24 protein-coding genes are annotated in these 25815 nt (G+C 46.2%); 15 read left to right on the top strand and 9 right to left on the bottom strand.

Annotation, left to right across the window (positions count from 1 at the left end):
* Positions 1-95 precede the first annotated feature (95 nt).
* Entirely contained in the window at positions 96-1799 is a 1704-nt protein-coding gene (locus tag C7R73_RS05565) for an NFACT RNA binding domain-containing protein (RefSeq protein WP_106449533.1), read from the bottom strand.
* A 1887-nt stretch (positions 1800-3686) separates the two neighbouring features.
* On the opposite strand from C7R73_RS05565, the gene trpX reads away from it, so the two are divergent.
* The 11 genes from trpX to coaBC all read left to right on the top strand — a co-directional run bounded on the left by trpX (position 3687) and on the right by coaBC (position 14422).
* The gene (gene trpX / locus C7R73_RS05560) at positions 3687-4730 is read left to right on the top strand and encodes a tryptophan ABC transporter substrate-binding protein (protein ID WP_239992574.1); all 1044 of its coding nucleotides are present in this window, start codon (positions 3687-3689) and stop codon (positions 4728-4730) included.
* Positions 4731-4735: 5 nt separating this feature from the next.
* Positions 4736-5632 carry an ABC transporter permease gene (locus C7R73_RS05555; protein WP_106449532.1) on the top strand — a complete coding sequence of 299 codons (897 nt, stop codon included), beginning with the start codon at positions 4736-4738 and terminating at the stop codon, positions 5630-5632.
* Positions 5625-6419 (top strand): ABC transporter ATP-binding protein, encoded by a 795-nt coding sequence (locus C7R73_RS05550; protein ID WP_106449531.1) that lies wholly within the window; start codon positions 5625-5627, stop codon positions 6417-6419. Before C7R73_RS05555 ends, C7R73_RS05550 begins: the two co-directional genes overlap by 8 nt.
* A 19-nt stretch (positions 6420-6438) precedes the next feature.
* Positions 6439-7293, top strand: a complete 855-nt coding sequence (locus tag C7R73_RS05545; protein WP_106449530.1) for an LD-carboxypeptidase — start codon at positions 6439-6441, stop codon at positions 7291-7293.
* A gap of 397 nt (positions 7294-7690) precedes the next feature.
* The gene (locus tag C7R73_RS05540; RefSeq protein WP_106449529.1) at positions 7691-8632 is read left to right on the top strand and encodes an aspartate carbamoyltransferase catalytic subunit; all 942 of its coding nucleotides are present in this window, start codon (positions 7691-7693) and stop codon (positions 8630-8632) included.
* Between the two features lie 29 nt (positions 8633-8661).
* Positions 8662-9939 carry a dihydroorotase gene (locus C7R73_RS05535; protein ID WP_106449528.1) on the top strand — a complete coding sequence of 426 codons (1278 nt, stop codon included), beginning with the start codon at positions 8662-8664 and terminating at the stop codon, positions 9937-9939.
* Between the two features lie 89 nt (positions 9940-10028).
* Positions 10029-10682: a YczE/YyaS/YitT family protein gene (locus tag C7R73_RS05530; protein ID WP_106449527.1), complete on the top strand. Its 654-nt coding sequence runs from the start codon at positions 10029-10031 to the stop codon at positions 10680-10682.
* Between the two features lie 121 nt (positions 10683-10803).
* Complete coding sequence (nrdH, locus tag C7R73_RS05525; protein ID WP_086941426.1) at positions 10804-11043, top strand: glutaredoxin-like protein NrdH; 240 nt, start codon at positions 10804-10806, stop codon at positions 11041-11043.
* Positions 11044-11179: 136 nt separating this feature from the next.
* Positions 11180-11596, top strand: coding sequence for an OsmC family protein (locus C7R73_RS05520; protein WP_106449526.1), 417 nt, complete (start codon positions 11180-11182; stop codon positions 11594-11596).
* 102 nt (positions 11597-11698) lie between these two features.
* On the top strand, positions 11699-13177 hold the full coding sequence (locus C7R73_RS05515) for a phosphate:AMP phosphotransferase (RefSeq protein WP_106449525.1): 1479 nt from the start codon (positions 11699-11701) through the stop codon (positions 13175-13177).
* A gap of 24 nt (positions 13178-13201) precedes the next feature.
* Entirely contained in the window at positions 13202-14422 is a 1221-nt protein-coding gene (coaBC, locus tag C7R73_RS05510; RefSeq protein WP_106449524.1) for a bifunctional phosphopantothenoylcysteine decarboxylase/phosphopantothenate--cysteine ligase CoaBC, read from the top strand.
* Between the two features lie 672 nt (positions 14423-15094).
* Here coaBC and C7R73_RS05505 read toward each other — a convergent pair.
* Together C7R73_RS05505 and C7R73_RS05500 are read right to left on the bottom strand one after the other, a co-directional pair.
* Entirely contained in the window at positions 15095-15478 is a 384-nt protein-coding gene (locus C7R73_RS05505) for a hypothetical protein (protein ID WP_106449523.1), read from the bottom strand.
* A gap of 173 nt (positions 15479-15651) precedes the next feature.
* Positions 15652-16206: a redoxin domain-containing protein gene (locus C7R73_RS05500; RefSeq protein WP_161525871.1), complete on the bottom strand. Its 555-nt coding sequence runs from the start codon at positions 16204-16206 to the stop codon at positions 15652-15654.
* A 278-nt stretch (positions 16207-16484) separates the two neighbouring features.
* Between C7R73_RS05500 and C7R73_RS05495 the strand changes: the two genes are divergently transcribed.
* Both C7R73_RS05495 and C7R73_RS05490 read left to right on the top strand, forming a co-directional pair.
* Positions 16485-17630 (top strand): hypothetical protein, encoded by a 1146-nt coding sequence (locus C7R73_RS05495; RefSeq protein ID WP_205076473.1) that lies wholly within the window; start codon positions 16485-16487, stop codon positions 17628-17630.
* A gap of 13 nt (positions 17631-17643) precedes the next feature.
* Positions 17644-18321: a PspA/IM30 family protein gene (locus C7R73_RS05490; RefSeq protein WP_106449521.1), complete on the top strand. Its 678-nt coding sequence runs from the start codon at positions 17644-17646 to the stop codon at positions 18319-18321.
* A 154-nt stretch (positions 18322-18475) separates the two neighbouring features.
* On the opposite strand, the gene C7R73_RS05485 is transcribed toward C7R73_RS05490, so the two are convergent.
* Entirely contained in the window at positions 18476-19027 is a 552-nt protein-coding gene (locus C7R73_RS05485; RefSeq protein WP_106449520.1) for a tyrosine-type recombinase/integrase, read from the bottom strand.
* 365 nt (positions 19028-19392) lie between these two features.
* Here C7R73_RS05485 and C7R73_RS05480 point away from each other — a divergent pair, with 365 nt between their 5' ends.
* A complete protein-coding gene (locus C7R73_RS05480; RefSeq protein WP_239992573.1) occupies positions 19393-20361 on the top strand; it encodes a DUF1002 domain-containing protein in 969 nt (322 codons plus the stop codon).
* Between the two features lie 190 nt (positions 20362-20551).
* Positions 20552-21262, top strand: a complete 711-nt coding sequence (locus C7R73_RS05475; RefSeq protein ID WP_106449518.1) for a M50 family metallopeptidase — start codon at positions 20552-20554, stop codon at positions 21260-21262.
* A 74-nt stretch (positions 21263-21336) separates the two neighbouring features.
* On the opposite strand, the gene C7R73_RS05470 is transcribed toward C7R73_RS05475, so the two are convergent.
* From C7R73_RS05470 to C7R73_RS05450, 5 genes are all read right to left on the bottom strand, one after another.
* Positions 21337-21717, bottom strand: a complete 381-nt coding sequence (locus C7R73_RS05470) for a hypothetical protein (RefSeq protein ID WP_106449517.1) — start codon at positions 21715-21717, stop codon at positions 21337-21339.
* Between the two features lie 134 nt (positions 21718-21851).
* A complete protein-coding gene (locus C7R73_RS05465) occupies positions 21852-23117 on the bottom strand; it encodes a diaminopimelate decarboxylase family protein (protein ID WP_106449516.1) in 1266 nt (421 codons plus the stop codon).
* Positions 23114-23818, bottom strand: coding sequence for a TrmB family transcriptional regulator (locus C7R73_RS05460; protein ID WP_106449515.1), 705 nt, complete (start codon positions 23816-23818; stop codon positions 23114-23116). Before C7R73_RS05460 ends, C7R73_RS05465 begins: the two co-directional genes overlap by 4 nt.
* A gap of 155 nt (positions 23819-23973) precedes the next feature.
* On the bottom strand, positions 23974-24591 hold the full coding sequence (gene udk / locus C7R73_RS05455) for a uridine kinase (protein WP_106449514.1): 618 nt from the start codon (positions 24589-24591) through the stop codon (positions 23974-23976).
* A 142-nt stretch (positions 24592-24733) separates the two neighbouring features.
* Positions 24734-25672, bottom strand: coding sequence for an AEC family transporter (locus C7R73_RS05450; protein ID WP_161525870.1), 939 nt, complete (start codon positions 25670-25672; stop codon positions 24734-24736).
* Positions 25673-25815: the final 143 nt, after the last annotated feature.

Below are 25815 nucleotides of genomic sequence, written 5' to 3'. Positions count from 1 at the left end.
GAAGAGGCCCGAGAAATATTTCTCGGGCCTCTTTGCACGCTTTAGGAGAAGCGGACTTTGTATTATCGATATTGCGATGCAACGGTAACCTGCTCTCAATCGGCCTTCAGCGTCCGGACCAGTTCCTTATCCGGCGTTACATAAAGGGTTTTTTGCCCTTCGTAGATGACGAAGCCGGGTTTCGCGCCGTTTGGTTTGCGGATGTTCTTGACCGCAACGTAGTCGACAGGGACGTTCGAAGAATTCTGGAACTTGGAATAATAAGCGGCCAAGGTCGCCGCTTCAAAGAGCGTCTCCTCGGAAGGGTGATTGCTTTCGATGATTACATGCGAACCGGGTATGTTTTTCGTATGCAGCCAAATATCCGATTTTTTTGCCGTCTTCAGCGTCAGCTGGTCGTTCTGCACATTGTTCTTTCCGATCAGTATGGTCGTGCCGTCCGATGACAGGAATTTGTGGGGCTTGCTGGTTTTGTGTTTTTTCTGTTTACCTTTGTACTTTTTCTTCAAATATCCAGATTCGCGCAGCTCGTCCTTTATGTCCTCCAAGTCCTGCGGGTCGGAGAGTTGGATCAGCGTTTCGATGGATTCCAAATATTCGTTCTCCGCATGGGTATGTTCGACCTGCTCATTCACGTATGCGACGGCAGTGGTGAGTTTCTGATATTTGGAAAAGTATTTTTGGGCATTCTGGGAAGGGGTCAGCGCTGGATTCAAAGCAATCGTGATCGGATTCTCATCATCGTAGAAGTTGTTGAGCGTCACTTCCATATCGCCTTTTTTCATTTGATGCAGATAGGCCGTCAAGATCTCTCCCTTGATCCGGTAGACATCAGCTTTTTCCGTCTCCAACAGCGTCTGGTCCAGCTTCTTCAGCTTCAGCTGATTCTTCTTGCGTTCCGTATTGACGATATGTAGTAGCTCGGAAGCCACTTGGTTGATGCGGTCCCGGGATGCTTTTTCATCGTAGTAGGCGTCCAACAATTCGCTGAGGCTGTCGTAATGCCTTTTCTCTCCCGGAAGACTCCGGAATGGGAAGGGGGTAAAATGTTGTTTCTTTGCGGATTCCTCGGTCAATGTAGGGATAGCCGTGTCCAGTTGTTGTTTAAATGCGAGAATCGCATCCGCTGCAGACAATCCATCCTGCTCCGTATAGTAGCTGATTTCCATTGCGGAATCGCTGCCCAAGCCCTGAAAAGCTCCTTGCAATGATTTGAACAGCGGTAATTCATCGCTGAATGTAGCTGCGACAGATGCCAGTTCCTCTTTTTCCATCTCAAAAGGGTTCGCTTTGTCCTGATGGGGCGGCAACTGATAGGCGACGCCTGGATGCAGCGGCCGGAAACTGTTTTGGTAAAACGGCACATGCTTCAGGCAATCGATGATCATCCTGGTTTGCTTATCGATCAGGAAGATGTTGCTGTGGCGACCCATCAATTCGATGATCAATTCCATCTGGCGTTGGTCGCCGAGTTCATCGAAATTCCGAAACGAGAAAATGATGATCCGGTCGTTGCCCAATTGTTGGATGTCTTCGATGTAGGCACCCTCCAGATTTTTGCGCAGCACCATACAGAAATTGGGCGCTGAATCGGGGTTGGATAAGTTATCATTGATTACTTGTATCCGAGCGTAGGATGGGTGAGCTGACAGCAATACCCGTTTATTTTTCCGATTGGCTCGTATGGTAAGAATAATTTCGTGCTGAAACGGCTGATAGACCTTACTGATCCTGCCGTTTTCCAGGTCGCGGTTCAATTCCTTGACCATGGCACGTGTAAATACACCATCAAAAGACATGAGAACACCTCCTAGTACATGTCAATATACGCCTTTCATTATACCATATCATCTCCGGCGTCTGGCGTGTTTCTTCTTTGTGTCATATTTTGGTGCAAACCATAAGGGAAGGCGCACTTGGTATGTACCTATATTGTCATTCACCGGATGACAGATATCCAAAACGGCATGCAAGAAGGTAATATTCAAACCTAACAACGAACAAAATACACAAACATAAGTTTTGGTAATTCGGATAATATCAGAAGAAAGAAGAAACATGCGAAAATATTCGGGTTTTTACTTTTATTTTTCTAAAAGAAGTAGATTTATAAATAAACACATGTTCCATACGAGTGGTTGTTAAAAAATGCGACAACTATAAAGTGTATTTAAACAAGAATAGTATCAATTCGGCGAGGGGCTCCGGTTGCTGCTGGTCGCCAAGTTCATCGAAGTTCCGAAAAGAGAAAATGACGATCCGGTCATTGCCTAATTAGTGAATCTCTTCGATGATTGCTCCTTCAAGTTTCTTTCGGAGCACCATGCAGACGTTCCGATGTCCTGAAAGGCAAGGGGAGTTATTCGTTTTTTGGACATTCAAAATTCGGGAGGGGTGGATGAAAACAAAATACTGTTAGTTTCCCAAGTGAACAATCAACATAGTGACATTATATTTGATTTTCAGAGTTTGCCAATTTTTAATAAACAACAATGCAAGTTGTGTCGGATATCTCATTCAACAAATGTAAAGTTTTCGTGAACAGAGTGTAAAGATAGTATGATGAAATGCTTATACATAGGTATTTTTAGTGTTTTACCCCGGGATCCTTGGTGAACGATTTTGGAAGTTCATTCCATCAATTTACACGACTGGAAATTAATTCAGGATGGAGGTCACAGGGATCATTGCACTCAAAAATAAATAAAATAACAATTTTACATAAAAATGTTGCTTTTAAAACGATGGTGACTTATACTAAGGAAGTAATCGAAACATGGAAGCGGTTGCAACTCACTTGTCATCGTGTGTTTTGAATATCAGCACCACTGTGATTGGAGCCCATCATAATGGGGGCCTGCTGTTCCTTCATGACCACTAACAGAAAGTCATCAACTTTACTTCATGCGGTGTTGCAGAAGAAAAGGATTGCGATATCCAAACTGAATCCATCGCGACAACTAAACTTGGGGCTTGTCGCTTATTAAAAATCTCATTGCTGGGCATGGTGATGAGGATAACCTTGGGGGGATGGAGTACGTAATGGATGAATCAACAAGGTTGCAGGGTATGGTTTTTTGCTCATTTTTTCATAAGCTAAATCAGCAAACTTATACTGCCATTATTCAATGCATATCCATCCTTTATTCAGCACCCTTCGGTTACATGTATACGCAGAATAGGTGAAATCATTTTGAAAGCCAACTTGAACTTCCCCCCGAAGTTTTTTTGGGTCAATCAAAGGAAAAAGCATGATCACAGGGTGGTTCCTTGATCATGCTTTTTGTTTTGCGGAATGGAAAAGGTAAGTAATATGAGAATACCTCATCTTTTTCTAATCCTACTCTTGACTTTGTTTTTCCCATTGGTTACTATTAAATTATCAATCAAAAAGGAGCAATCAATCATGTCTGCATATACTCGCGTTTCCAAATTGAATTTTTTCGATTGGCAAAGCCACGTGGAGTAGGTTGTTCTTTGTGACGTATTGATTGTCCGTAGATACAGCCTCAGATGAAGCATCTGAACAGTATCTATGTGGATTACTAAAGATATTTAAGCCGCCACATAGACAATATCGGTCTGTGTGGCGTTTTCTGTATTCAGCCGCCATACTTGGTTCAGATGGCGGCTTTTTTTATCACCTTTTTACAAAATAAGAAGCATAAAAATTGGAGGAATCAGAAATGAAAAAATTATTCAGAGCACGCGCAAGTATCTTGACCCTAATGGCAGCGACAGTATTGATGGCATGCGGTAATTCGGATGCCAATAATTCGGACACCTCTTCGGACGGTTCCGCTGCAAGCTCCACCGACAGCATCAATCCGGATTTGCCTTACATTGGCATCATGCAATTGACGACCCACCCGGCACTCGATCAGATCGGGGAAGGCATCATCGACCAATTGGAAGAAGCCGGCTATGTGGACGGCGAAACGGCAACAATCGATTTCCAGAATGCGCAAGGCGACCAGTCAAATATGCAGTCGATTGCGGAGCGGTTCGTTTCGAATGACGCGGATATCATGATCGGCATCGCTACCCCTGCAGCACAAGCTTTGGCGAACGCATCCAGCGATATTCCGATCATTTTGGGAGCCATCACGGATCCGGTAGCTGCTAGTCTCGTGGAGTCAATGGAAAAACCAGGCGGCAACATCACCGGTGTCAGCGACAAGACTCCTGCCCGCGATCAATTTGTTTTGATTCAACAGTTGCTTCCTGAAGCCAAAACGATAGGTATCCTTTATTCATCCGCAGAGGACAATTCAATCAGCTCCGCTAAAGAGGCTGAGGAAATTGCTGCTTCACTAGGCTTGAAGACAGTCACGAAAACAGTCACTTCCACGAACGATATCGCGCAAGTCGCTGAAAGCCTTGCTTCCGAAGTGGATGCCATCTACGTACCGACAGACAACACCATCGCAAGCGGCTTAGCGACATTGATCCCGGTTGCGGATTCTTACAACATCCCGGTATTCCCCGCTGTGGACACGATGGTTGAAGAAGGCGGGTTGGCGACGATTGGTTTGAATCAATATGCGTTGGGTACCCAGACTGGTGCTGTGGCAGCTGATATCCTGGCAGGAGCCGATCCCGCAACTTATCCTGTACAATACGCGACTGGCATTCAACTGGTCATCAATCGAGCGAAAGCCGACCAATTGGGCATCACGATTCCCGATGATGTCGCACAAAATGCCATCTTTGTAGGAGAAGGAGAGTAGATTTAATGAACATGATTATTTCCGCCGTCTCCCAAGGGTTGCTTTGGAGTATTCTGGCACTGGGTTTATTTGTAAGTTTCCGCATTTTGGATTTGGCCGACATGACAACCGAGGGTGCGTTTCCCCTCGGTGCGGCTGTGGCTGTTCAAGCCATCACATTAGGAGCAAATCCTTATATCGCTATTATATTTGCCATCATTGCCGGCAGCTCAGCCGGACTGATCACTGGCTTTTTGATCACAAAATTGCAGATTCCCAGCCTTTTGGCAGGTATTCTGACGATGACCGGCCTCTATTCGATCAACCTGCGCGTGATGGGAAGAGCAAATATCAGTCTGTTGGGCAAAAATACGATTTTCACGGTTTTCGAAAATATGAATCTTCCCAGACATTTCGACACCATTACCTTGGGCTTGTTGGTAGTCGTCCTGATCATCGGGCTCTACGTCATCTTTTTCAAAACGGAATTCGGTCAAGCTGTCATCGCAACGGGTGACAACGAAGCAATGGCCCGCTCATTGGGTATTTCCACGAACACGATGAAAATCGTCGGCCTGATGATTTCGAACGGGATCGTCGCTTTGGCGGGATCCATCATCGCCCAGGACAATGGCTACGCCGACATCAGCATGGGTATCGGAACGATCGTCATCGGTCTTGCTTCAATCATCATCGGAGAAGTATTGTTCACGAACGTCTCTTTCAAAATGCGTTTGGTTTGCCTGATGCTCGGTTCGGTCCTGTACCGCTTGATCATGGTCATGGTATTGGAAGCCGGCATGAACCCGAATGACTTCAAGTTGATTTCAGCTGTATTGTTGACCTTCTTCTTGGCGTTGCCGAAAATCAAGGAAACTTATTATATGTACTCATTGCGAAAGAAGGTGAAGCGAAATGACTAATCAGGAAGCGATTTTGACGATGTCACATGTCTCCAAAACGTTCTACCCTGGTTCACCCAATCAGGTCAACGCACTGCAGAACGTCAATCTGACGGTCAGACAAGGCGATTTCATCACTTTGGTCGGAGGGAACGGAGCCGGCAAATCAACCTTGTTGAATGCCATTTCCGGAAACTTCCTGCCTGACACAGGCGACATCATCGTAAACGGACAAAATGTCACGTTCCTGAAAGAGGATAAGCGTGCGCCTTACATCAGCCGGGTCTTCCAGGATCCAAAAATGGGTACCGCTCCACGGATGACTGTGCAGGAAAACTTATCTCTGGCATACCGCAGAGGCCAAAAACGGACGCTGCGATTCGGTACTTCGCATGAAGAAAAAGCATTCTTCAAAGAGGAACTTAAAAAATTGGGCTTAGGCCTGGAGAACCGGATGGGCTCTGATATCGGGCTGTTGTCTGGCGGTCAGAGACAAGCTATCGCTTTACTGATGGCAACGATGAAAAGACCGGACATCCTGCTGCTGGATGAACATACGGCAGCGTTGGATCCGAAAACAGCTAAATTGGTTCTGGAATTGACGAATCAACAAGTACTCGACAATAACCTCACCAGCATCATGATCACCCACAATCTGCAGGACGCGATCCAGTACGGTAACCGCATGCTAGTGCTGCATCATGGTCAAATCATGAATGATTATGACGCTGAAACGAAGAAAACATTGACTCCCGAAAAAGTATTTGCTGAACTTCAGGAATTATCCATCCAAGACATCTTAGTCTGACAGAAAGGTAGTGATCTTTATGTGGAATCCGGGAGATACGATCGGCTTCATCAGCTGTTCGAACGGATTAACGAATAATGATCGCTCGCAGGAAATCTTTTCGTCGCTCAGCCGGAAACTCAAGCATGATTTTGGCATTGAGACGGTAATGAGTGACGTCCTTTTCCTGGATAAAGAGACACAGCAAACCGAGGCCCCTGCATCCCGTGCAGGGGCTTTATTGTCCCTTTATTCCGATGCGAGCGTAAAAGCGATATTTGACCTCTCCGGCGGGGATTTGGCCAACGAGATATTGCCTTATCTCGATTTCGGGGTCATCAAAAGGAATCCCAAGCCTTATTTCGGCTACAGCGATAATTCCGTGATCGTGAATGCCATCCAAGCCAAAACCGGCATCCAGAATATCCTCTATAATCCCAAAGTGCTAGTAAGCCGGGAGGAAGCATTCCAAACACAAGCCCTTCGTGATTTGGTCAGCCAAATCGATGCAGACTGGACTGAAACGTTTGAAATAGGCAGAAACAGTGCCTATCAGCAATCTTCGGCAGTTTTTGCAGGCGGGAATCTGCGTTGCTTCCTGAAGCTGGCAGGGACCCCTTATTGGCCGGAATTGGAAAACAAAGTGCTGGTCCTTGAATCGGCAGGCGGCAGATACGAAGCGATGTGCAGCGGGTTGGCGCAACTTGAACAGTTGGGCGCGTTCGAAAAAATCGATGGTCTGCTCATCGGGCAATTCACCCAACTGGCTTTGGACGGAAAAACGGCTTCTTTTCTGGCTGTATGCCGCAACTACGCTTCGCGGTACGGGTTCCGGGTATGGGAAACGGCCTTCATCGGACATGATGACCGTTCCAAGCCGGTGCGCATCGGCTAAGGGGCTGTTTCATGTTTGATCGAGAAAAAACACAGCATCCGCCTGGCCAGCATTGACAAAAGCGCCTGTGCGCGTTATTATTTTAGCAACAGAATGAATTTCCTTTAACGAGAGTCCAGAGAGACTACTAAGGAGCATATCAGGCGTACTGCGCCTTCATCATGACTTTATGCCCATTGTCTCTTTGACCATGGGCTTTTTTTCTGGAGATTTATCCTATCGCACAATTTAATAGCGAATGTGAGACTTTAAGGGGGTCCTGTGAGGCCCGCAAGGTCACTAGATGGCCGCTCTGTATCCAAATCCAGGAGCGGCTGGCCTAGAACCTGAAGAGCTTACAAATTCTTCGGGTTCTTTTTGCCTCCATTCACAAAAAAACTAATTGGAGGGCTTTAAAATGATGCAGACAACAAATCAGATCGCATTAAAAAACTTTGTAAGTGTCGAGGAACTCACGAATCTGGAAATCATGTCCCTGATCCTGCGTGCATCCGAATTCAAAAACGGCGCCCAACCTGACAGGAATTTGACTGCGGGAACCTACGCTTCGAACTTGTTTTTCGAGAACAGCACACGCACACACAAAAGTTTCGAAATGGCGGAACACAAACTGGGGATGCAAGTCATCAACTTCGACACTTCGACAAGCAGCGTCAGCAAAGGCGAAACACTGTATGACACGGTCCTGACCTTGTCGGCTATCGGCGTGGATGTGGTCGTTATCCGCCACAGCGCAGAAGCCTACTACAAAGAGTTGATTGAAAGCCCGGGCGTTACCGCGTCCATCGTGAACGGCGGAGACGGCGCCGGTCAGCATCCGAGCCAGTGCTTGCTTGACCTGTTGACGATCTATGAAGAGTTCCATACATTCAGCGGAGTGAAGGTGGCCATTTGCGGCGACTTATCCCACTCGCGCGTCGCCAAAACAAACATGCAGATGCTGCAAAGACTTGGAGCGACCGTCTATTTCACGGGTCCTGAAGAATGGTATGATCCTACTTTCGACCAATACGGCACTCACATGGACATTGATGACATCATCGGAGAAGTCGATGTCATGATGCTGCTCCGCGTCCAGACGGAACGTCATGGCGGAAAAGCAATGCGCTATACTAAAGCAGAGTATCTCGACCAATTCGGATTGACAGTCGCACGCGAAGCACGCATGAAAGAAACAGCCATCATCATGCATCCCGCTCCTGTCAACCGCGACGTGGAATTAGCGGACAGCCTAGTGGAATGCCGCCGTTCGCGGATAGTGACGCAGATGAGGAATGGCGTCTTTGCGAGAATGGCCATATTGGAAGCCATCGTGCACGGTAGAACAACAAACGTATAACCATTACAATTCACCAGTGGAGGGATAACATGTCAGTTTGGATAAAAAATGCGAAAATGTTGGGTCAAAAAGAGGAACTTATTCCTGTAGAGATATATGTGAAAGACGATAAAATTGCCGCGATCGGCCAGGATCTGCAAGGAACGGCTGAGGATGCCACAGTCATCGATGCCAAGGGCGGTCTGGTAACTCCCGGATTGATCGACGTGCACGTGCATTTGCGTGAACCAGGTTTCACTTATAAAGAGACGATTGAAACGGGAACACAGGCAGCCGCTCGCGGAGGCTTCACGACAGTCTGTGCAATGCCGAACCTGAATCCAGTTCCGGACACAGCCGAAAAATTCTCTGGGATCCAACAGCTGATCAAAGACACAGCCATCATCAAAGTCAAACAGTACGCGCCCATCACCGAGAACTTGCGCAGTGACGTGCTGACCGATCAGAAGCAATTATTGGAAGCCGGCGCTTTCGCCTTCACCAACGACGGTGTCGGTGTCCAAACAGCCGGAACGATGTATTTGGCAATGAAGGAAGCCGCAAAGAATAACGTCGCGCTTGTTGCGCATACAGAAGACGACTCGCTTTTGTTCGGAGGCGTGATGCATAAGGGCACCCGTTCCGACGAATTGGATCTTCCCGGCATCTTGAGTGTTACGGAATCGACCCAAATCGCGCGCGACGTTCTTTTGGCGGAAGCGACAGGCTGTCATTACCATGTCTGCCATGTTTCCACGAAAGAAAGCGTACGCGTCATCCGTGATGCCAAACGTGCAGGGATCCATGTCACTGCCGAAGTAGCTCCGCATCATTTGATCCTGATAGATGGTTCCATTCCAACGGATACTGCCATCTACAAAATGAATCCGCCATTGCGCGGCGCTGAGGACCGTGCAGCCTTGATCGAAGGTTTGTTGGATGGCACAATCGACTGCATCGCAACCGATCATGCACCGCACGGCGAAGAAGAAAAGCAAGGCGGCATGGTCGGTGCTCCATTCGGCATCGTCGGCATCGAGACAGCTTTCCAACTGATGTATTCCAACTTCGTTTTGGGCGGCGTCTTCACCTTGAAACAACTGGTTGATTGGATGACAGTCAAGCCAGCAACATTGTTCGGTATGGAATCCGGAACACTGGATATCGGTTCCCAAGCGGATATCGCCATCTTCGACTTGGCCAACGAATACGAAATCCGCAGCGAAGACTTCCTTTCGAAAGCGACAAATACGCCGTTCACCGGCTGGAAAGTCAAAGGCGAAACGCTTTATACACTAGTGGACGGCAAGGTCGTCTACTCAAAATAAATAGAAGATCCGAAGTAGGCAACGAATTGCAATTCGTTGCTTATTTCTTTATAATGACTTAGCAGAATAATGAATGGATAGGTGAAAAAATGACGAAACATTTAAAGAACATGTTACTGGTCATCGTGGCGGTCATCATAACTGCTATCGGAGCTAGCATAACAGTAAAAGCCAACGTCGGCGTGGGTGCCTACGAAGCCCTTAACATGAGCATCAACCAACTTTCCGGCATCAAAATCGGAACGTTGGCAATCATACTGAATATCACTTGTGTAGCGATCCAATGGCTATTAATGAAAAAAGATTTCTCGCTCAGACAATTATTTCAAATTCCTGTCACATTGATCCTTGGACAAGTGATGAACCTGATGCTTTATACGGTATTTTCCGGTTTGGCGATCGACCAGTACTGGGTGAAGATCGCGATGGTCATTTTAGGGGGCATTATAGCCGCAATCGGGGTCGGATCGATGATGGCTTTGAATTACATCAATATGCCTTTGGAGGGCGCTTGTATGGCCTTCAGTAACCGTTTTGGCTTCAACTTTGGGAAAGTGCGCCAAATGGTCGACGTGCTGTTGATCGCAGCCGCATTGCTGATCGCATTTTCTACCGACACGGCCATCACTGTGCGCGAAGGGACCATCATCAGCATGCTTTTCTTCCCGCCGAGCATGAATTTCGTCTATGAAAAAATCAGATTTTCGGCCGCTGCGCAGGAACTTTCCATCGATCTGGATTGATTCATTTTTGTTGCAAACCACTAGATATGGTTTGTTTTTTAATCAATAATACTGTATGATGTATCCATAAGCTTTATTCGAAAAGAAATTTTTTATCGGATAATCAATGGAGGGAACCATTATGTCGAACAAGAACGTCACAGTATATACGAAACCGAATTGCATGCAGTGCAATTTCACAAAGAAATTTTTGGATGATAACAGCATCCGTTATGAGATCAAAGACATCCAGGAATCCGAAGCGGCCTTGGCCGAAGTCAAAGAGTTGGGTTTCCAATCTTTGCCTGTAGTCGTTTTTGATGGCGTGGAGCCGTTTTTCGGTTTCAGACCTGATTTGCTTGAACAGTTGATCACGGCGTAATCGCGCAACATCCGACAGCACCAGATTTCCCATTGGGGGATATCCGGTGCTGTTTTTTTTCAGCCAAATGCGGTGAATCATGTTAAGATAGATGAAAGCAGCAACAAATTTCATGACTGGAAAGGGGCTATTTAAAATGAGTAAATCGTTATACCACACAGAAGTCATCAATGATGAGGGATTGAATGGGACCGTATCTGTTTCGGATGGGGAATCCTTGCAAACTTCAGACCCACTGAAGGATTTAGCCGGCTTCAATCCGGAACAGTTATTTGGCTTGTCATGGGCGACTTGCTTGAATGCTACAATTGAGGCTTTGCTTAAGGCAAGGGGAGCTGAGGCACGAAGCAAAGCGGAAGTGCATGTCGATTTCTGCAGGGAAGAAGACGGAAAAGGATTTTATTTCGATTTAAAGGCCTTTATTTCGGTCGAAGGCATGGAGATGGAAGCCGTCGAGAAACTTGCGCAATCCGCCCACAAACGCTGTCCTGTTTCAAAAATTATCGGCGACTACAATCACATCACATTGGAAGTTGTCCCTTACGCGGAGTAACTACCTCCAAATCGGTTGCTTCAATTAACAGCTAATCCGTATCACTTTGTTTCAATCTGTTTTATGATAAAATAGTAAAAAGCAGAAAAGGTGGCGTAGCATATGTTAACAGATTTCGATTTTGACAAAAAGGACACGACATTATCCGGCACAAAAAGATCCGAACTTGGCAACGGATTGGCCGCTTTGCAAAGAAAACTGGTAAACAGCGACTCTTCCATGCTAATCATCGTCGATGGCTGGGAATCATCAGGTAAAGGGTATATATTGAAAGAACTGACTAGGGAATTGGACCCGCGTTATTTCGAAGTAAGCGTCTTCGATGATGCAATGGACGATAATGCAGATCATCCGTTTTTATGGCGCTTTGCGAGGGATTTGCCCGGAAAAGGCCGGATTGCTTTTTTTGATCGCAGTTTCTATTCTGAGCTCATGAACGATTTGAAAGTGAAGGATGAACGCCTGGAACATCACCTTGGCTACATCAGTTTTCTGGAGCGCATGCTGGTTGCCGACAACACAATCGTCCTGAAATTATTTCTGCATCACTCGGAAAAAACGATGGAAAAACGGATTGAGAAATTGAAAGAAGATCCGTACAGAAAATTCTTGATCACGAAAGATGACGAAAAACAACTCAAAAAATACACTAAATATTTGAATCACTTCGACAAAATAATGGAAGCGACAAATTTCGAGGAGTCGCCATGGCACGTGATTTCCACAGAGGATCTGAAAGCCGCTTCCCGGGAAGCGATAAGCATCGTGAGCAGCACTTTGAAGACCCACCTGGAACAAGCTGAAAAAGAACCCGGTGTGCCGATTCGTCCTGGCCTGAAGGAAAAGCCACTGGATCATATCAATTTGAAAGCGGCCATAACAGAAGAAGAATACGAAGCGCAACTGGAGAAACTACAGGAAGAAGCGGGCGAATTGGTCTATGAAATGTGGCTGAAAAAGATTCCTTGCATCCTTGTGTTTGAAGGTACGGATGCAGCAGGAAAGGGAGGTGCAATCAGCCGTTTGACTAGGTTGATCGATCCCCGCAGTTATGACGTCGCCACGACAGCCGCGCCCACCGAAAACGAAAGTCGCTATAACTATCTTTGGCGCTTCTATCAAACTTTCCCGATCAAAGGAAAAATGACCATCTATGACAGAAGCTGGTACGGGCGCGTGCTGGTGGAACGTGTAGAAGGCTTCACGCCAGAGCACCGGTGGGCCGCAGCGTACGAAGAAATCAATGAAATGGAACATAATTTGGTCGACGATGGCTTGTTGATCCTTAAATTCCTGATTGTGATAGACAAGGAAGAGCAAAAAAGACGCTTCAAAGACCGGGAAAATGATCCAGAGAAGAATCACAAACTGACCGACGAAGATTGGCGAAACCATGAAAAATTCGAGCAATACGAAGAAGCCATGAACGAAATGGTGGCCAGGACGGACACGAAAGATGCTCCGTGGATCATTGTCGAAGGGAACCAAAAAGAATATGCCCGGATCAAAGTGCTAAAAGAATTCATCAGCCGGGCAAGAGCCTTCATCGCTAGCCACGAGGGCAAACAGCAAAAAAAATAGTCGAATGTAAGCGGGGCGTATAATTTGTTAACAAACAAGAAAGTAACCATATATGTAACGGGCGGCATTGCAGTCTATAAAGCAGCCGATCTCGTCAGAAAATTCATCAAAGCCGGAGCAGAAGTCAAAGTTGCGATGACTGCTTCCGCTCAGGAATTCGTCACGCCGTTGACTTTTCAGGTTTTGAGCAAGCACGATGTCTACACAGACACCTTCGATGAAAAAGATGCACAATTCGTCAGCCATATCCATTTGGCAGATTGGACGGAACTTGCCGTCGTAGCGCCGGCAACAGCCAACATCATCGCCAAAATGGCAAACGGCATTGCCGATGATTTTGTGTCGACAGCGCTATTGGCGACGACGGCTCCAAGGCTGATCGTGCCTGCCATGAACCAGCATATGCTGGAGAATCCGGCTACAGTAAGGAATATGGAAGCTCTGAAAAGTTATGGTTATGAAATCATGGAACCTGACACGGGCTTTTTGGCTGAAGGATACGAAGGCAAAGGGCGCATGCCTGAACCGGAAAATATTGTTGAAGCAGCGCAGCTGGTCGTTCTGAATAACGCCAAAGAACTGCCTTTGAAAGGCAAAAAGGTGCTCATCACGGCAGGTGGAACAAAAGAGCGCATAGACCCGGTCAGATTCATCACCAATGATTCTTCCGGCAAAATGGGCTACAGTTTGGCGAAAGCCGCTCGTGACTTAGGCGCTGAAGTGACATTGGTAACCGCAACGAATCTGTTGCCGATTCCTTTTGGGGTCGAACCAATATACGTACAATCGTCCGAAGAAATGGCGACGGCAGTTTTAGATAAATTTCACAATCTCGATATGGTCATCATGGCTGCTGCTGTATCAGATTACAGGCCCAAAACGCAAGCGTCAGTAAAAATCAAGAAAACGAACGAGGATTTGACGTTGGTTTTGGAGAAAACGATGGATATCCTGGCCGAACTCGGAAAAAGAAAAACGGGTCAATTTTTGATCGGTTTTGCGGCAGAAACGCATGAAGTCGAACATTATGCGTTGGACAAGCTGAAACGCAAAAATGCGGACATGATCGTAGCAAATGACGTTTCAAAAGAATATGCAGGATTCAACAAAGATACAAACGAAGTGATCATTTACCAAGCGGATAAAGAACCGATCCAAATTTCGGTGAGATCAAAAGATTTGATTGCGGAAGAAATATTATACGCAGCGATTGATTCGATGCATGATGAAGTTGGCACGGAATAAGTTAAAATAACAAATAAATAACATAATGTAGCAAAATTGCGATAACAGTGGTTATTTCGCAATTTTGCTATTTTTAGGTGGTGCGATCAGGATGAATTTGATTATTGCGGTTACTCATAACTTTTATACTTATCTTTGTATAATATATATTATGTAAACTAGAATATAGAATTTTACCAGATACGATTTGATGCGGCCTGAATCCCCCGTTTTTCACGTTTTTGTAGGTCCAAAAAAATCGACTAAGGTTATCTAAGGTTATCTATTGATAAATATGGGCAGCAAAGGCATTATTTTTCATGTTTATCCGTTGGATTCGTTGCTTTAGGGTTAATCAAATTATAAATGCTGGCAATCCAACAAAATAATTAGCTGGACGATCAACGATTGCAAGCATTTATGGATTAGATTGACATGGATTGACATAATCAGGTCGCTGCAGATAATTATTGTTGAAGGGCCAGCTGATTAAAGTTATTGAGCCGCGATTGAAGGAATCTTAAGGCACAGGAAGGTTTGCATTGGTATTTGGGTCACTTGGTTTGAATTAAAGGAGTTTCTATATAACAGGTCTTAGTATAAGCCTGAAATGCAAATCGGCTTATCCGAGCTGATTGAGCTGGATAAAATCCTGCCCGAATCACAGATAAGCCTGATCAAGTATCTTAGTTGTCAGTCGAAGTACGCAAAAAGCTTTTCTTTGACTTCCTCAAGAAATTCCAAATCTGATGCAGTAGGATTTTCGATTTCCAGCAATGTGAGATAATCATCCGTATCCACGCTGTTGACGACCAGTTCGGCTAAAGAGCCATGGGGAAATTTATTCATACGGATGTCGAGCCCAGCTTCCAGATAAGCACGATTGCAACCTGAACAGGACTGAACCTTCCTGATCAAATCATCATAATTCACGTTTTTTCTTTGCTCAGTCACGATTTCTTCCATGAAGGCAAGGATATCTTGTTCCGTTTGACTCTTGTATTCCGGAGCCACCCTTTCTTTCAGAACCAGCAAAAACTGCTCCAATTTCAATCTGTTGACTGTTACGTTTTTCATAGTACCATTCACTCCTCGCTCCAGACAGGCTAACAGTTTCGTTTACAACTATATATTACCACCATGGGAGCTGATTGGACGAATGATAGCGTTTGGAGGAAAGACAACAAAAAAGCGGATGCGCCCTTTCCTTCTGTCGGAAAATGGTCGCATTCGCTTCTGATTTTTTATTTTCAGCTTCTTACAGGCACAGCCTGCAACATTTGGTACAATTCTGATGGAGATGGCACGTCGCTTATGTTTACTGAGTAATGGCTCAAAACAACTTGCCCTTTTCTATCGACGACGATTGTCGCTTGCAGTTGCAGTTCATTTCCCTCAAAACGTTGACATTCGATCCCATAGTATTCGAATTCCAGCAGTTTTTCTTCGGAAACGCCGTAAACAAGATTGCGCATTGAATCCGCTGAAGGGATATCAAAGTGTTCATACAAGGATTGCTCAGGGTCCGCTATGACGGTATATGGGATTTTCATTTTTGCTGTTCTCTCGGAAACAGCGGCTTCTGCCCCTTGTATCACCATCATGATCTCGATCCCCTGATCTTTGAGGAAATGATAGGCATCCCGGTATTTCAGCATGTCCAGTTGACTCATACCGCAGCCCAGATGTCTCAGGAAAATCACCGCAGTGAAATCGCGTTTCAGCTGAGATCGGAAACTTTTACAACTTCCATTCTTCGTCAAAAATAAAAAATCGTCTATTTCTGTTCCTTCGGTCAACTTCACTTGGCCCACCCCTTCCGCATTTTCCCCACAACATTTTGTTTCTGCTGCAGATTTCCGTTCAATTAACACAATTTGTTGACTCTATGTAAGAATATCTTACCGTTTCTTTCTGATTTTGTCGATGATATTGTTACATTATTCGTCAGAAAATCTGACATGCATTTTTCTGAGGGCTGTAAGTGTTGGCATATTTATCCAATGGCTTTAAATTGACAGCGCTTACGCACTGTGATAGATTGACTTTGATGAGGAAAACAAGTACTCAAGGGGGTGTGTGTATGGCAAGAGGAGGCGGTGGCGGATCACGGGGAGGTGGTGGTTCTTTCGGCGGGAGTCGTGGTGGCGGAGGCCGCAGCAGCGGTGGTCGCGGCAGTTCTTTTGGAGGCGGTTCCTTCGGCGGCAGTAAAGGCGGTCGTGGTGGAAGCAAAGGAGGAAGCGGATCTTTTGGAGGCGGCGGGTTTAATATCCCCCGTTCTTCCGGTTCAAGCGGTCCGATTTTCCGGAGCGGCCCCATTATCAGAGGGCCATCTTCCGGCGGTCCCAATTATTCCGGTGGAAGTCCCAGAGGTGCTCCAGGCTGCGGTTTAGGTTGCGGTATGATTGCATTGGTCGTGATCATTCTGGTTGTTGTTTTCGGTTTGATTTTCTCTTTCAATACTGGATCTTCACTTTCCGGTTCGGGCGGCAACAACGAAATCACCCTTTCTACAGTGGAACGGGAGCCCCTTCCGGATGGGTCGGTCACGGAAACGGATTATTACACAGACACGATCGGTTGGATCGGAAACCGTTCTGAATTGACCTCGGGATTGAAGCATTTCTACGAGAAAACCGGTGTGCAACCCTATCTGTATTTGACTGATGACATCAATGGTTCGACAAATCCTTCGATGGAGGATTTGGAAAACTTCGCAAATGAAAAATATAACGAGCTTTTTGCGGACGAAGCCCATCTGCTGTTGGTATTCTTCGAATATCAGCCCAGCATGTACATGGATTATTATGTGGTCGGCACGCAGGCGGCCACCGTCATCGACACAGAGGCTGGCGATGTCTTGCTTGATTACATCGATTCCTACTATTATGATGACAACAAAACGGACGAAGAGTTTTTCAGCGATGCGTTCCGGGATTCTGCTGATCGCATCATGAAAGTCACACGTTCCCCATGGATCGCTGTTCTGATCGTGTTCGGCGTCACCATCCTGCTCGCCCTTCTGTTCTTATGGTGGCGTCATGCCAAAAAACAAAAGAATCTGGAAGCGCAGCAAACCGAAGACATTTTGAAGACTCCGTTGGATACATTCGGCAACACCGAGGCGGAAGAACTGACGAAAAAATATGATACCGATGTCCCGCAGCAAGTCGATACCAGCCCTACTCCGCAGGCAGAAGACGAAACCCAGGAAGACACGAACCCATAAGGAGGAAACAGAAATGGCAATACTAGAGAGATTTTCGGATATCATCAGCGCGAACATAAATGCTTTGATCGACAAAATGGAAAATCCGGCAAAAATGATCGACCAATACTTGCGCGACATGATGGAAGATTTGGCTGAAGTCAAAAGAAGCACAGCCGGGGTCATGGCAGAAGAGACCCGGACCAAGCGTTTAGTCGATGAAAACCAGGCAGAGGTCATCAAATACACCGATTATGCCAAAAAAGCCTTGGAAGCCGGCAATGAGAACGATGCCCGCATCTTCCTGACCAAAAAGCAGGAATTGGAAAATGTCGGTGCAGGATTGGCTACTTCGTACGCTTCGGCTCATGAAAATGCCGTCAAGATGCGCCAGATGCATGATAAACTGGCAACCGACATCGAAACTCTCAAATCCCGCCGCGAAATGATCAAATCCAAGATAGCGGTCGCCAAAACCCAGGAAACCCTGAACAAAGCGACGGATTCCATCGCCAGCACGAAAGGTGCCATGAGTTCTTTTGAACGGATGGAAGAAAAAGCCGACAAAATGTTGGATCAGGCGAATGCGATGTCCGAATTGAACATGAAACCGATCGATGAAGCGAAAGCGCTGGAAGAAAAATACGCCAGCCAAGGATCGGCATCTGTCGAAGATGAGCTTGAGAAAATGAAGAAAGATTTGGGTTTATAAACCTATCTCATATTCACAAAAAGTGCACCCTGCCCATTTTGGCAAGGTGCACTTTTTGCTGATTTTGCAGAAACGCATTTTGAGGCGATTTCAAATGGAATGATGTATCCACCATCACGAAACTCTCTCAAAACGCGTTATTTTTTTATTGTGGTTAAAATCCGAAATCGACCCGTTTGTAAACGTTGTTGATGTTCTCCTGGGTGATGTCGATATACCGGAGTGTGACCGCTTGTGAAGAGTGCTGAAAAATTGTTTGGAGCAGGGAAATGTCGACGCCCTGCTTGTAGGAATGGTAGCCGAAACTCTTGCGCAGCGAATGGGCGCTCAAAGTGATGCCGATCATATCCCCTGCATGCGCGATGATGCGGTGTGCCTGCGTACGCTTGATATGACTGCTCTTGTCGGCGTTGGAATAGAACAAATAATCAGCAGCAGCCAGCCCCTCCCTTTCGACATAATCCGAAATGGATTGCTTCAAGCGGTCATGGATGGCCAGTTCTTTCTTCTTGCCCGTTTTCATCTCGACGATCTGATACGACTCTTTCCCCAGTACTTGCCCTACCTTCACGTTCAGGATGTCGCTGATGCGCAGACCTGTCCGGATGGCATACTCCAGTAGCAGGCGATTTTTCGAGTGAGGCGGATAAACGTCCATCAATATTTGGATTTGGCTGATGTCTTTGATTGCATGGGTGGTATTCACTGAAATGTCCTCTTGTTTTCTTTATTTTATGCCCTCCGATATCCGGGGTTTTTCGGTTGATTTCGATAAAAAAAGCATACCATTTTGGTGTTGATAAATCAACGTTTTACGGGGAACACAATTATACATGTGTTCCCTCATTTGGCGTCGAAACTCACCAATTATTCAGTTGCAGAAACGACTTTTCAGGCGATTTCGCGCATGACTGCCGCCAACTGTCCGCGAAACAGCACGACAGGCTCTTTTGGGGAATACTTTGACTTTGCGTCGCGGAAGCTTCATAATTATTTAAAGAAATGATAATACATTTCCCAGGTTATCTTTGGTACAATGCAAGCATGCTACGAAAGAAAGAAGGTTTAAAAATGAAACTGAAAAAAATTATGACAACAGGCCTTGCTTCGTTGACCTTATTGGGAATCACCGCTCCGGCAGCGTTCGCCGATAAAGTCGCAATCGAACCGATCTTCACTTACGGCGAAAGTCTGAATGCCGCCCAACTGGAGAAAACCAGAGAAACACTGGGAGTAGCCGAGGGAACGAACGAGTTGGTCGTGGCAGTCAATGAATTGAACGGCTTGCTGCAGGATGATTACCCTTATAGCCAAGTCTATTCCAGCACGTACATCACGCCTGCCGACAGCGATGGTGCTGTTTCGGTGGAAATCCTGACTCCTGAAACCATCACTGCGATCACAGAGGCGCAATATAAGAATGCAGCCATCACAGCCGGCGCAGTGGATGTGGACATCAAGGTAGCATCCGCTGTCACAGTTGACGGATCTGGTGCATTGGCCGGTGTTTACAAAGCTTTTGCTGATTCAGGAAATACACTGGACGCAGCCGCTGTGGAAGTCGCCCAGGAAGAGTTGGCGGTCACTTCTGCAGTAACCGAGGAAAACCAAGCCGACAGCGGCTATTCGGATGAATTGATGAACGCTGCAATCGTGGAAATGAAACAGGACATCCAAGAAGCCAAGGATGCGAACAACGGTAACATCAGTGCTGACGACATCCGTCAAATAGTTGAGGATGTGCTGAAGAACTATAATCTCGACAACATCCTTTCGGCGGACAACATCACGAACATCCAGAACCTGATGATCAATTTCGGCGACATAAATCTGACAGCTGAGCAAAAAGAACAGATTGCCGCTTTCGGTGAAGAGTTGCAAGCGACGGGCGGAGAATTGTTCGAGCAGGCAAAAACAGCCTGGAGCAATGTCGATCAGGAACAACTGAAGGAAGACAGCATGGGCATTTGGGAATCCATCGTCCAATTCTTTACCAACCTTTTCGGTGGGAACGACAGCACTACGACTGAAACCGAATAACTGAAGATTTACCAGCTGCATAATAAAGAAGCCTCCCTTTCTGATTTTATCGAAAGGAGGGCTTCTTGCTATTTAGGGATTCATTTGGAATTAATCATGATAATTCCCTATCATCTTCATAAAAAAATAAAATTTGCATGTTATCCTCTTGAATGAGTACTGATGCATTTATCGAAAGGAGGATACTCGTATGATGGACCTTCCCGTATTGATTGCCCTCTTTTTTGCGGTAGCTTATTTCACCTTTTCCAGCCGCGGCATGATTGCTTATACGTTCGGCATTTATCTGGACCTCCCCAACGTCATCATCCATGAATGCGGACATGCTCTAACAGCGCGTTTATGGGGTGGGAGCATCCAATCAGTAAAATTTCATATTCTCCCCTCGATCGTCAAAAGCGGCGGAATCCTCGGTTTAGCCGAAATCGGAAACCGCAGCGGACTGGGGATATTTTTTAGCCTGCTCGGCGGTTATGTTTCGCAAGCATTGTTCTTCGTTGTAGTGTCCTATCTCTATTTACAAGGACTGTTGCTGTGGATCATTCCGCTTTTCTTATGCATCTATTTGCTAACGAATTTGCTGGCTAAAGAAAAGAGCTTTTGGCAGAATCTGATCATCCTGATTGTGATCGGAGCTTCCATTATGCTTTACCGTAACAACTACAGCTTCCTGTTGCGGATTTATCAGTCAGTGGACGTCATCACAATTGGTTTCGTCATCTGGTATATGCTTGGCTTGGCGCATCAATTTTTCATTGTTTTGCTTTTGAAAACTGACAGCCATTGGGACGGAACAGCCTTGGCGACGAAGACGTATATCCCTACCGTAATCTGGAAAGGCTTCTTTCTCCTTGCCATGGGTGGAGCCTATTTCGCTCCCTTTTGGCTGCAGTGGTTTTAAATTTGGAACCAGACAATCAAAAAAAGCTGACGAACCGCCTGCATAAGGGCGGTTCGTCAGCTTTTTGGTTGGTTTTATTGTTGGGCCAGATGCGCTTCAATCTTAGCGATGTCTGCCAGATCTTTTTCCCTGTCCAGCTGTTTCTTCATAACGATGACTGATTCCAGGCTCGCGACCGGAACCTCGTCGATCATCGTGATATCCCCTCTATGCCAATCCTCGAAAATTTCCACATCCTCGCTGAAGATCACTTTGCGGGCGAAGGCGCCTTGTTTGATCGGGTATCCCTGAGCCGCTAAATTTCGGAACGCTTCCTTGGTGCAGCTGATGTCGATATCCTTTGTTTCCTCTTTAATGCCATGCATAACCAGTGCCGTCCCGGTGATGACGCAATAATCGCCAGGCTTCAACGGAAGCGCTGATACGCTTTCCTTGATCGTTTCTTTTCGGAACATGTATCTCACCCCTCGTTTGTTCATCCAGGGAACATTATATCATGCAGTCAGATCAATTTATTGAAGCGAAGCAAAAAAAGACGGACCAACGAACATTTTCTGCGCTCGTTGGCCCGCCTAACATTTGTTTCCGTTTATTTTACGTCTTTGAACAAGCCCGTGAAGTCGAACGTTGCAAAGTAATCCGCTGGTGTTTCCGCGCGACGGATCATTTCCGTGCCGCCGTCTTCTTTCAGGAGGATTTCGGCCGAGCGCAATTTACCGTTGTAGTTGTAACCCATCGAGAAGCCGTGCGCGCCTGTGTCATGGATCACGACCAAGTCACCGATGTCGATTTTAGGCAGCATGCGGTTGATGGCGAATTTGTCGTTGTTTTCGCATAAGCCGCCGGTCACATCATACATGTGATCTTCTGGTTGATCTTCTTTGCCCATCACAGTGATGTGGTGATAAGCCCCATACATCGCCGGACGCAACAAATTGACTGCGCTGGCATCCAGACCGATGTAATCTTTGTAGATGTGCTTTTCGTGGATGGCCGTTGCCACCAAACAACCGTATGGCCCAAGCATGTATCTGCCTAGCTCTGTATAGATCGCAACATCTCCCAGGCCGGCCGGCACCAAAATTTCTTCAAATGCCTTGCGGACACCTTCGCCGATTTTTGCTACATCTGCAGCTTTTTGTTCCGGAAGGTAAGGGATGCCGATTCCGCCTGAAAGGTTAATGAAAGTGATATCCGCGCCGGTTTCTTCCTTCAGTTCAACGGCAGTCTGGAACAGGATGCCTGCAAGGATCGGATAGTACTCATCCGCTACGTTGTTACTGGCCAAGAATGAATGCAGGCCAAAGTGTTTCACGCCTTTTGCCATCAATTTCTTGAAGCCTTCCGTCAATTGCGGACGTGTGAAGCCGTATTTTGCGTCTTCGGGTTTGTCCATGATTTCATTATTGATCGTGAACTCGCCGCCCGGATTGAATCGGCAGCTGACTGTTTCCGGCAATCCAGCTGCTTCTTCCAGAAAATCGATGTGGGTAATGTCGTCCAAATTGATGGTCGCATTCAATTTGCGAGCGAATTGGAAATCCTCCTTAGGCGTCACGTTCGATGAGAACATGATTTCATCGCCTTTGAAGCCGAGTGCATCGGCCATCATCAGCTCTGTATAAGTCGAACAATCGACGCCGCAGCCTTCTTCCTTGAGAATCTGCAGAATGGCCGGTGTCGGTGTTGCCTTCACAGCGAAGTATTCTTTGAAGCCTTTGTTCCAGGAGAAAGCCGCATTCAATTTGCGCGCATTCTCACGGATACCTTTTTCATCATATAAATGGAAGGGTGTCGGATACTGTTGTACGATTTCTTCCAATTGCTCTTTTTCAACAAATACTTTTTTTGTCATTTCGCTTCAAATCCTCTCATCATTTCGACTACTTTGATTTCGTTCTGCAACGATTCTTTCAATAAATCAACTACATTTTTCTTCCCGGAATACAGACAAGTGGAAAACTCGCCCTCATCGATATCACCAGTCAGAACGGTCGTGGAATCCACGATGATCCTTACTTGCTTCTTCGGCTTCTCCAAAACATGGACAGTCATCCCATCCTGCGGGAATGGCGTATCGGTTATGACAACCATTTTTATGCCGCGCTGATGTGCTGCTTGCATTTCCGTCAAAAGTTCCGGCAGGATATTCCCGGAAACGGACAAGTAGACGCGTGACTTCGATTCTGAAATCATATTGCGCATTTTGTCCATTATGCGGTGTTCGCCTGTGATGGTTATGTACCCCTCCGCATCTTCTCTTCTTTGGGGGATATTCTTAATCAATTCCTGCTTGGATTCCTGAAGGGATCGGATTTTGTTCCCGCAGAATTCCTCCACCGGTACTGGCGTGTAGCGGGTCGTCTCCCCTTCGATGATGAAGGCCGCTCCTTTTTCAACCAACGAAGCCAATGATGCATAGGCGTTCGAGCGCGAAATACCGGTTATTTTTGATACTTCATAACCGTTCAGGTCCCCGTCCGAAAGCAAGGTCAGGTAGATGGTCGCTTCATGTCTGGTCAGATTAAATCGCGTCAACAATTCTGTGTTATCCACTGAATAAATCCTCCCATTTCAATGCGTGTTCTGCTTTTTGTCAGTAGTATTACTGCATAGGAACACTATATACTATTTCCGTTTTCTTGTCTATTTCTAATGCTTTTTTCATGTAATGTTTTTTTGGGATTTATCTATTGGGAACGTATAGCTCTTTAGACATGATGGTGGCTGTAGTGCTCAACCAAGTCCCCGAGCATATCGGTGGCGATGTCGTTCTGGCCTCCGCGCGGCACGATGATGTCGGCCTGGATTTTGGAGGGCTCGATGAAGGCATCATGCATCGGTTTGACGGTCGTCAGATAGCGGGCAATCGTACTCTCATACGTGCTGTTCCGTTCGCGGATATCCCTTTCGATTCTTCTGATCAGGCGAATGTCCGGTTCCGCATCGACAAATATTTTGATGTCGATCATGGATACCAACTTGGGTATGGCCAAAATCAGAATCCCTTCCAGTATGACGACCGGCTTGGACTCGATCGGGGTCGTCTTTTTCGAACGTGCTTGCAGACTGAAATCGTAGATTGGCGCCTCAATGTCTTGTCCGGAACGGAGTTTGGCCAAATCTGAAATCAAGAGTTCGTTATCGAAGGCGTTTGGGTGATCGAGATTCAGGTTTTCGCGCTCAATTGCGCTCAGATGCGTTTGATCCTTGTAGTACCAATCCTGCGATACATAGACGACATTGCCCTTGCCCAGTCTTTTCGCGATTGTTTTCGCAACGGTTGTTTTGCCGGCTCCCGATCCTCCGGTAATCCCGATGATGATCATCTTTATCGTCCCCTGTCATAAGATGGTTGTGTTCCTTATACATCCATTATAAGCTTTCACCGGGCCATAGGCGAACGCGAATGGACAAAAAAGGAAACAAGAATCTGCTTCTGCAGCAGGCTCTTGTTTCCTTACATTGTATTCAAATCAAGAATAATGATTTCAGGACCGTTATGAACACAACCAAACTGAACATCGAGAAGATGGTAGTGAAAACGACGATTTGACTCGCCAAATCCGGGTCCCCGCCCATCTGTTGCGCCATCGTGTAACTGGATACGGCTGTTGGACCGCCCAACAGCGTCATCATCGGCACCAAATTTTCTCTGGTCAATCCGTAGAGGACAGCCAGCGTCAGACCGATTATTGGGATCAAAACCAACTTAAAGAATACCGTCATTGCCAATTGGATCCGCGCATTATTCAAGGCATCAAAGCGGAAAGTACCGCCCATGACAATCAGTGCTAACGGTGTGACCAGCCCTTTGATGCCGCTCAGCGTATCGTCGAGGAACAGAGGGAATTTCAATCCGGAAAGGCTGATCAGGATGCCTACTATCGTACCGATGAACATCGGATTCTTAAGGATATCCAAGAGGATGCGAACGGGTTGGATTTTATGATCCGAATAGATGGAAAGCGCTACGACGGACAGAACATTATTCAAAGGAACGATGACCGCAATCAGTATCGAGGTCATCCCCAATTGGCTTTCCGACAACAGCGATGTAGCGATCGGCAACCCGAACAGGACAAAATTGGAACGGAATGTCCCTTGCAGCATCACACCGCGTTTGGAATTGTCCTTTTCGATCCACGGAATGAATAAAGCAAAAAGCAAGAAGAAACTTAAAGTAAGTCCGACAGCGAAAAAGAGCACATCGACTCTGAAGGTGCTTCTGACATCCGCTTCGTAAACATTCATAAGGAGATTGATCGGCAAAAAGAACCGAAAAATGGCATTATTCAATTTTTGATAAGTCGTGCCATCCAACAGTTTGGCCCGCAATAACCCCTGCCCGATCAACATGTACAACAATAAAGGCATTACTGCATTCACCGCAATGGAAAAATTCCCCAATAAATCATCTCCTTTTTTGGAAGTATAATTAATAATACATAGCCTTTCTGCGTAGTAAAAGGCTGAATCAAGCGACAATATCAGTGTACCATAGATTTTCGTTGAAGGGACACTGATTGCAGGAGGCAGGGATAATTTGAATG

The organism is Trichococcus alkaliphilus, from assembly GCF_003008695.1.
Lineage (GTDB): Bacteria > Bacillota > Bacilli > Lactobacillales > Aerococcaceae > Trichococcus > Trichococcus alkaliphilus.
The sequence above is the reverse complement of the archived record's forward strand: the minus strand, read 5'-3'. Positions and strand labels throughout refer to the sequence as shown.

Bases quoted from the DNA above. Each gene is read 5' to 3' on its own strand.
- C7R73_RS05480 (WP_239992573.1), top strand. From the start codon at position 19,393: ATGAAACTGAAAAAAATTATGACAACAGGCCTTGCTTCGTTGACCTTA.
- C7R73_RS05475 (WP_106449518.1), top strand. From the start codon at position 20,552: ATGATGGACCTTCCCGTATTGATTGCCCTCTTTTTTGCGGTAGCTTAT.
- C7R73_RS05565 (WP_106449533.1), bottom strand. From the start codon at position 1,799: ATGTCTTTTGATGGTGTATTTACACGTGCCATGGTCAAGGAATTGAAC.
- C7R73_RS05465 (WP_106449516.1), bottom strand. From the start codon at position 23,117: ATGACAAAAAAAGTATTTGTTGAAAAAGAGCAATTGGAAGAAATCGTA.
- C7R73_RS05530 (WP_106449527.1), top strand. From the start codon at position 10,029: ATGACGAAACATTTAAAGAACATGTTACTGGTCATCGTGGCGGTCATC.
- udk (WP_106449514.1), bottom strand. From the start codon at position 24,591: ATGATCATCATCGGGATTACCGGAGGATCGGGAGCCGGCAAAACAACC.
- C7R73_RS05545 (WP_106449530.1), top strand. From the start codon at position 6,439: ATGTGGAATCCGGGAGATACGATCGGCTTCATCAGCTGTTCGAACGGA.
- C7R73_RS05555 (WP_106449532.1), top strand. From the start codon at position 4,736: ATGAACATGATTATTTCCGCCGTCTCCCAAGGGTTGCTTTGGAGTATT.
- nrdH (WP_086941426.1), top strand. From the start codon at position 10,804: ATGTCGAACAAGAACGTCACAGTATATACGAAACCGAATTGCATGCAG.
- trpX (WP_239992574.1), top strand. From the start codon at position 3,687: ATGAAAAAATTATTCAGAGCACGCGCAAGTATCTTGACCCTAATGGCA.
- C7R73_RS05470 (WP_106449517.1), bottom strand. From the start codon at position 21,717: ATGTTCCGAAAAGAAACGATCAAGGAAAGCGTATCAGCGCTTCCGTTG.
- C7R73_RS05535 (WP_106449528.1), top strand. From the start codon at position 8,662: ATGTCAGTTTGGATAAAAAATGCGAAAATGTTGGGTCAAAAAGAGGAA.
- C7R73_RS05550 (WP_106449531.1), top strand. From the start codon at position 5,625: ATGACTAATCAGGAAGCGATTTTGACGATGTCACATGTCTCCAAAACG.
- C7R73_RS05495 (WP_205076473.1), top strand. From the start codon at position 16,485: ATGGCAAGAGGAGGCGGTGGCGGATCACGGGGAGGTGGTGGTTCTTTC.
- C7R73_RS05520 (WP_106449526.1), top strand. From the start codon at position 11,180: ATGAGTAAATCGTTATACCACACAGAAGTCATCAATGATGAGGGATTG.
- C7R73_RS05505 (WP_106449523.1), bottom strand. From the start codon at position 15,478: ATGAAAAACGTAACAGTCAACAGATTGAAATTGGAGCAGTTTTTGCTG.
- C7R73_RS05540 (WP_106449529.1), top strand. From the start codon at position 7,691: ATGATGCAGACAACAAATCAGATCGCATTAAAAAACTTTGTAAGTGTC.
- C7R73_RS05490 (WP_106449521.1), top strand. From the start codon at position 17,644: ATGGCAATACTAGAGAGATTTTCGGATATCATCAGCGCGAACATAAAT.
- C7R73_RS05515 (WP_106449525.1), top strand. From the start codon at position 11,699: ATGTTAACAGATTTCGATTTTGACAAAAAGGACACGACATTATCCGGC.